Below are 6,153 nucleotides of genomic sequence, written 5' to 3' on the forward strand. Positions count from 1 at the left end.
CGTCCCTCGATGACGACCTCCTGGCCGGTCAGCGGCCGGCCGCGGCGGCTCGCGGTGATGTGACAGAACATCCGGTATCCGGTGTTGTTCCACTTCGACGTGCCCGTCGGGACGTGGCAGACCGTGATCTCCAGGCCGCTCTCCAGGGCCGCGCCCTAGTGATGGGAATCCGGCGAGACGACGTCCCAGCTGCCGAAGCGAGTCAGGCCGGCCGATCCGGCCACCGCCACCGAGGCGTGGTTGTCAAGCTGGCAGCGGTACTGGAGCTCGAAGCCCCGGGCCAGCGCGTGCCGGGCGATCGCGCGCACCAGGCGCCGGGCATGACCCCTGCCCCGGTGGGGCGGGAGGGTCAGCACACCAAGGTCGGCCAGCGGCGCGCGGCCCCACGGGTAGGCGCTCGCCACGGCCGCCAGCCGCCCGTCCTCGAACGCCCCGTAGACCGCCCAGTGGTCGAGTTCGACGTAGGCGTCGTCGAGGTCCTGCTCCGAGGCTGCCGCCTCGAACCGGGCGAACGCCCCCGCGTCGGCCTCGGTGAGCGGCCGCACCGAGGGGTCGTCCGGCTCCCGGTGCAGTGCCTCCCGCGCCTCGCTGGTGAAGTAGAAGAGGTGGTCGGCGCCGTGCAGCGTGATACCCGCCGCCGCAAGGCGCCGGCCGAATTCGGGAGCGTCAATCGCCGTCCCGGCGTCCAGGCCCAACGCTCCGGCGACCGCCGGGGTGAGCCGCACGCGGGTCGCCCCGTCGGCCGTCGTGATGACGGTGAGCCGCTCGCCCTCCTCAAGGGCGGCGTCGACGGTGACGCCGAAGGCGTCGTCGCCACAGAGGAGCCGGCTCGTCGGGGAAGGAGTCCGCCAGAACTCGGTGATGGCTGGAGGGAACATGCCGGGCTGCTTTCTGCTTGCCGTGGCCGGTTGACATGCCGCCGCGTCCCCGGAGGCCGCGGCGTCGAGCGACGCTGCGGCCGGGTCCACTCCCGTCACCGTGTGCCGGCGGCCGCGAGGCCGATGGCGAGGCGGCCCGAGCCGCACCCCAGGTCGAGGACCAGTAGGCGCTCCGCCGCCTCCTCCTCGAACGACCGAGGGAACTCGGCGTGGAACATGACTGGATCGTAGGCGGACCACCGGGCCGGACGCCACGGATTATTCGACAGCACATGGTCACCGGTGTCGGGGGCGGCCTCGCGGGCGGCCGGGTAGAAGACCTGCTCCTCGATGACCGCGTGCACGGTCAGCTCCTCGATCACCTGGTCGGCGATCCGGCGCTTCTCGGCGTACGCCTCATCACCGGCCTTCTCGAACTCCTTGAACAGCTTCTCCACCGTCTTGTGGTCGTCCTTGAGCAGCACGATCGCGTCCACGCCGGATTCCTCCTGTTTCGCACACGTCCGGGTCGCACCCTCTGGTACCCCGACCGATCCGCCGCATGCCGCCACGCCCGGGCAACCACCCACATGCCCAGACGACCCGGCGCGCACGGCGGCGGCGGGATCTCGCCGAGCCGGCGGGCGAGGCTGTCCGACCGCCTCGGCCTCGCCGACCTGGCCGAACCTCACCGATCACCCCGATCGGTGCCGCTCACCGTCGACGCGACCTTGACAGCGCCGCCCGCACGGGGGATCGTACGTGAACCAGATGGTACGGGTGCCGTACTACACATGACTCCGGAGGTGAGGATGGCTGTTCAGATTCGTGAGCTTCACCATGTCGGCCTGGGAATGGACAACAGGACCGCCGATGAAGCGCGCGACTACTACCGCGACGTGCTCAACCTGACGCAGGACGCCGGGCGCTGGCACATTCCCGGCATCCACGGCTACTTCCTGGACATCCCCAGCGATGTGCAGATCCACCTGCTGGGCAGCGACGGACCGTCGCCGTACAGCAAGGGGCCGGGGCAGGACCCCGTCGAGAACCACGTCGCGCTGGCCGTCGACGACATCATCGAGGCCGAGGAAGAGCTCAAACGCCTCGGAGTGGAGTACTTCACGCTCGACAACGTCGCTTCGCCGAACCTCAAGCAGCTCTTCCTCCGCGACCCCGCGAACAACCTCGTGGAGATCCACCAACTCGGATTGTGCCGGTGCCGCAGGAGTCAGCGGTCCGTGCCGGCCGCTCCCTCCGACTGACGCGTCACACGACGGACCGGTTCGAGCACTCGGCCGCGCAACAGCCCGGTACCGGCGACCCGTTGTCGTACGTCGACTGTCTCCCGGCACGATCGGCGCCGGGCCGCCGGGCCGCCGGGCCGCCGGGAGACAGCACCCGCCCGAGCCAGTAGCACCAGAAGGATCACATGCTCTTCGACGTCGCCGCCATGGCCCCCAAACCCCGCTACAACCTCCTGGCTTCGCTGATCGTTCCCCGGCCGATCGCGTGGGTCACCAGTAGCGACGCGCGGGGCCGGCTCAACGCGGCGCCCTTTTCGCTCTTCAACCTGATGTCGGGGACCCCGCCCGTCGTGGTGCTCGGAATAGGCAACCGCGACGGGCGTCCGAAGGACTCCGCCCGCAACATCGTCGAAACCGGCGATTTCGTGATCAACATGGTCAGCGCGGACCTGCTGGAGGCGATGAACGTCACCGCCATCGAATTCTCCGAGGACATCGACGAGCTCGCCGAGGCCGGCCTCACGACGGTTCCCTCGCTCGCCGTCGGCCCGCCGCGCATCGCCGGCAGTCCGGTCGCCCTGGAATGCGCCTACACGCGCACCGTCGAACTCGGCCAGAACCGCGCCCTGTTCATCGGCGAGATCCTCTACGCCCACGTCGACGACGACGTGGTCCTCAACCCGGACCGCGGCCACATCGACGCGGGGCGGATGAATCTGGTGGGACGGATGCACGGCGGCGGCTGGTACACGACCACCACCGCACCGTTCCAGGTCGCCCGGATCGAGGCCGGGGACTGGCGCCGGGCTCAGTCCTCGTCGGTCGACCAGAACTCGGAATCCTTGAGATGAACCCAGAGCTTGTCGAGGATCCGCTGCAGGTCCTTGCGGTCCCGGTCGCTGAGCGTACCGACCAGGTCCCGGCAGGCGCCCTCGAAGACCGGCACCGCGTCGGCGACGAACCGCTCACCGGTCGGCGTGATCTCGATGGGCGTGCTGCGGCGGTCCTGGACCTGACGGGTCCGGGTGATGAGCCCGCGTTTCTCAAGCCAGTCGATCACGCCGGTGGCGCTCGCCTTGGAGATGCCGAAGTAGTCCGAGATCCCGCTGGGCGTCTGCCGCATTCCGTGCGACTTCTCGTCCTCGGCGGATTGCGCGGCGAAGATCATCAGGATGTCGAGCTTGTTCTCCGAGATGCCGAGCCGGTCCAGCTTGCGGTTCACGGTGGCGATCACGTCGTCCGCCAGCCAGAGCATGGTCAGACCGAGTGCCGCCGCGCTGATGTCGCGGTCCGGCCCGGACCGCGACATCACGCGCAGCACCGGGCGCATCGCCTCCGCGGCGGTCCGCTGGATACGGGTGGCCGCCAACCGCCGGCGGCGGCTGAGAGCGCTGTTCTGTGGCAGAGGCATGGCAACAGTCTAGGTGCCGGACCGTCAGCCTGCCGAACCACATCCGGGGGAATCACCGACAACGACCACGAGCCGAATGGAGAAGGGCAGCAGTGCTGACCGCCGCCGAAATTCAGAACGCCGCCGAGAGCCTCGAAACGGCGCAGACCACCCGTCAGCAGATCCGGCAACTGTCGCTGTTGCATCCGCGGATGACGATCGACGACGCCTACGCCGTGCAGCAGGCCTGGATGGCCATCAAGGCCGGGTCCGGCCAACGCGTTCGAGGCCACAAGATCGGGCTGACGTCCCGCGCCATGCAGATGTCGTCGAACATCACCGAACCCGACTACGGGGTCCTGCTCGACGAGATGTTCTTCGCCGACGACGCGGACCTGCCCATCGAGTCGTTCATCGTCCCCCGTGTCGAAGTGGAGCTCGCGTTCGTCCTCGGCGCCGAGCTGTCCGGCCCGAACTGCGACGTCATGGACGTCCTCGACGCCACCCGCTACGTCATGCCCGCACTGGAGATCATCGACGCGCGCGTCGAACAACGGGACCGGGACACCGGCCGGACCCGGACGGTGCTGGACACCATCTCCGACAACGCCGCGAACGCCGGTGTGGTCCTGGGCGGGCGGCCGGTGCGCCCGGACGACCTCGACCTGCGATGGGTCGGCGCCATCTGCCATCGCAATGCGGTGATCGAGGAGACCGGCGTCGCCGCGGGGGTGCTCAACCATCCGGCGACCGGTGTCGCCTGGCTGGCGAACCGGCTGGCCACCCGGGGCGTCGTGCTCGAACCCGGCCATGTCGTGCTGTCGGGATCGTTCACACGACCGGTCCTCGCCCGCCCCGGGGACACCTTCCACGTCGACTACGGGCCGTTGGGTTCCATCGCCTGCCGGTTCGGCACGCGCACCGGAGAGGCGGGCGCATGAAGGAGCACACCTTCCTCGCGGGCGGCCGGGAGCACCCGTCGATCGGCCTGTGGCTCGGACTGGCCAACCCGTACACGGCCGAACTCTGCGCGACGATCGGATTCGACTGGGTGCTGCTCGACTCCGAGCACGCGCCCAACACCCTGCGGACCGTCGTCTCCCAGCTCCAGGCGGTCGCCGCGACATCCACCACGCCGGTGGTGCGACCGCCGACCTCCCGGCCCGAGGACATCAAGCGCTACCTCGACATCGGCGCCCGCACCCTCCTGCTGCCCATGATCGACGGGCCGGAGCAGGCGACGGCGGTGGTCGCCGCCACGCGGTACCCGCCCGAGGGAACACGCGGTGTCGGCAGCGCGCTGGCCCGCGCATCACGCTGGGGGCAGGACACGGAATACCTGTCGACCGCGAACGACCGCACCTTCGTCATCGCACAGATCGAGTCTCCCCGGGCCGTCGCCTCGATCGACGGCATCGCAGCCGTGGACGGCATCGACGCGATCTTCATCGGACTCTCGGACCTCGCCGCGACGATGGGCCACCTCGGCGAGCCGACCCACGACGACGTGCTCGCGGCCTTCCGGCACGTGGTCGAGCGCGCGCACCACGCGGGCAAGCCCGTCGGGACCTTGGCCGGCAATGAGCGGCTCGCGGCAGTCGCCAGGACGGCGGGCTGCCAGTTCATCGCCGTGGGCACCGACGTCGGACTGCTCACCCGAGGAGGCGCGCAGCTCCTCAGTACCCACCGGCGCACCGATCGGCCCGTCCAGCCCACCGTGTACTGAACGTCCGGCACGCGCCGCCCGACAGGAAAGCCGCGCCCAGGACGGAGTAGGACCGCCACCGGGTGGGGCCGGCCGGCCCCACCCGGTGGTCCGGGACTGCGTCCGTGCGTCACACCGGCTCCGCGGTCGGACCCACGGGCGCTGCCGTGCGGTCTCACGGCGGGTCCGGCGCCGGGAGAAGCCCGCCGCCCGGCACTTCGACGGCCGCGGTCAGCCGGTGACGGTCCTGCGGCGGGTGCCGCGAGAGCGTGCCGACAGCCCGATCGCCACGGCCGCGCCGAGGAGCAGGACCGCCACCGCGACCCAGGTCGCGTGCCCGACCGCGTAGGTGAAGGCGGCGCGGGGGTCGCGGACGCGGGTGAGGCGTTCCGCGAAGGTCGAGGTCATCAGTGTGCCGAGGATGCTGGTGCCGAGGACGGCGCCGATCTGGCGGGCGGCGTTGACCGTGCCGCCCGCCTCGCCCTCGCGGCCGTGCGGGACGTGGCTGACGGCGAGCGCGGTGGAGGGGGCGTTGGCGAGACCGCAGCCGAGGCCGAACAGGACGAAGGCGGCGGCGTATCCGGCGAACGCGGTGTCCGGTTCGATCCGGGCGAACAGTGCGGCCCCGGCCGCGGCCAGCAGGAGGCCCACGGTGATCAGGACCCGCGGGCCCAGCCGGCGCACGAACATCCCGGCCAGGACCGAGGCCACGATGAACGCCCCGAATTCCGCGAGGAGTTGGACGCCCACCTGAAGGGCGGTCAGCCCTCGCACCCGCTCCAGCCACATCACCTGGAGGAGGGAGAGCCCGACGAAGCCGAACAGGACGGCCCCGGCCAGCAGGAGGGAGGCGCTGTAGGAGGGGTCGCGCATCAGCCGCAGGTCGACCATGGGGGCGCGGTGGCGCAGTTCGACGACGACGAAGGCGGCCAGCAGCAGGACCGCCGCCACGGC

Annotated in this window: 8 protein-coding genes and 1 pseudogene; 4 read left to right on the forward strand and 5 right to left on the reverse strand. The window is 70.6% G+C overall.

Annotated elements, in window-relative coordinates; genetic code table 11:
* From ABD308_RS13685 to ABD308_RS13695, 3 genes and pseudogenes are all read right to left on the reverse strand, one after another.
* A pseudogene (locus tag ABD308_RS13685) lies at positions 1–149 on the reverse strand (ISAzo13-like element transposase-related protein); the annotation flags it as partial.
* Between the two features lie 6 nt (positions 150–155).
* Complete coding sequence (locus ABD308_RS13690) at positions 156–878, reverse strand: GNAT family N-acetyltransferase (RefSeq protein ID WP_344333158.1); 723 nt, start codon at positions 876–878, stop codon at positions 156–158.
* A 95-nt stretch (positions 879–973) separates the two neighbouring features.
* Positions 974–1,354, reverse strand: a complete 381-nt coding sequence (locus ABD308_RS13695) for a hemerythrin domain-containing protein (protein ID WP_344333163.1) — start codon at positions 1,352–1,354, stop codon at positions 974–976.
* Positions 1,355–1,669: 315 nt separating this feature from the next.
* Here ABD308_RS13695 and ABD308_RS13700 point away from each other — a divergent pair, with 315 nt between their 5' ends.
* Both ABD308_RS13700 and ABD308_RS13705 read left to right on the forward strand, forming a co-directional pair.
* A complete protein-coding gene (locus ABD308_RS13700) occupies positions 1,670–2,122 on the forward strand; it encodes a VOC family protein (RefSeq protein WP_344333166.1) in 453 nt (150 codons plus the stop codon).
* 167 nt (positions 2,123–2,289) lie between these two features.
* Positions 2,290–2,955, forward strand: coding sequence for a flavin reductase family protein (locus ABD308_RS13705; protein WP_344333167.1), 666 nt, complete (start codon positions 2,290–2,292; stop codon positions 2,953–2,955).
* Here ABD308_RS13705 and ABD308_RS13710 read toward each other — a convergent pair.
* Positions 2,913–3,515 (reverse strand): MarR family winged helix-turn-helix transcriptional regulator, encoded by a 603-nt coding sequence (locus ABD308_RS13710; protein WP_344333171.1) that lies wholly within the window; start codon positions 3,513–3,515, stop codon positions 2,913–2,915. The two genes, ABD308_RS13705 and ABD308_RS13710, sit on opposite strands and share 43 nt — an antisense overlap.
* 92 nt (positions 3,516–3,607) lie before the next feature.
* Here ABD308_RS13710 and hpaH point away from each other — a divergent pair, with 92 nt between their 5' ends.
* Together hpaH and ABD308_RS13720 are read left to right on the forward strand one after the other, a co-directional pair.
* Complete coding sequence (gene hpaH / locus ABD308_RS13715) at positions 3,608–4,435, forward strand: 2-oxo-hept-4-ene-1,7-dioate hydratase (protein WP_344333173.1); 828 nt, start codon at positions 3,608–3,610, stop codon at positions 4,433–4,435.
* Positions 4,432–5,220: an HpcH/HpaI aldolase family protein gene (locus ABD308_RS13720; RefSeq protein ID WP_344333176.1), complete on the forward strand. Its 789-nt coding sequence runs from the start codon at positions 4,432–4,434 to the stop codon at positions 5,218–5,220. Before hpaH ends, ABD308_RS13720 begins: the two co-directional genes overlap by 4 nt.
* A gap of 210 nt (positions 5,221–5,430) precedes the next feature.
* Here the strand turns inward: ABD308_RS13720 and ABD308_RS13725 are convergent.
* Positions 5,431–6,153, reverse strand: a 723-nt coding sequence (locus ABD308_RS13725; RefSeq protein WP_344333179.1) for an MFS transporter, incomplete at its 5' end; no start/stop codon positions are given.

Origin of the sequence: Kitasatospora putterlickiae (assembly GCF_039527695.1) — a bacterium.
GTDB classification, from domain to species: Bacteria; Actinomycetota; Actinomycetes; order Streptomycetales; family Streptomycetaceae; genus Kitasatospora; species Kitasatospora putterlickiae.

What these genes read in the sequence shown, in the direction of transcription:
- ABD308_RS13690 (WP_344333158.1), bottom strand. Translation starts at nt 878, where the DNA reads ATGTTCCCTCCAGCCATCACCGAGTTCTGGCGGACTCCTTCCCCGACG.
- ABD308_RS13700 (WP_344333166.1), top strand. Translation starts at nt 1,670, where the DNA reads ATGGCTGTTCAGATTCGTGAGCTTCACCATGTCGGCCTGGGAATGGAC.
- ABD308_RS13710 (WP_344333171.1), bottom strand. Translation starts at nt 3,515, where the DNA reads ATGCCTCTGCCACAGAACAGCGCTCTCAGCCGCCGCCGGCGGTTGGCG.
- ABD308_RS13705 (WP_344333167.1), top strand. Translation starts at nt 2,290, where the DNA reads ATGCTCTTCGACGTCGCCGCCATGGCCCCCAAACCCCGCTACAACCTC.
- ABD308_RS13720 (WP_344333176.1), top strand. Translation starts at nt 4,432, where the DNA reads ATGAAGGAGCACACCTTCCTCGCGGGCGGCCGGGAGCACCCGTCGATC.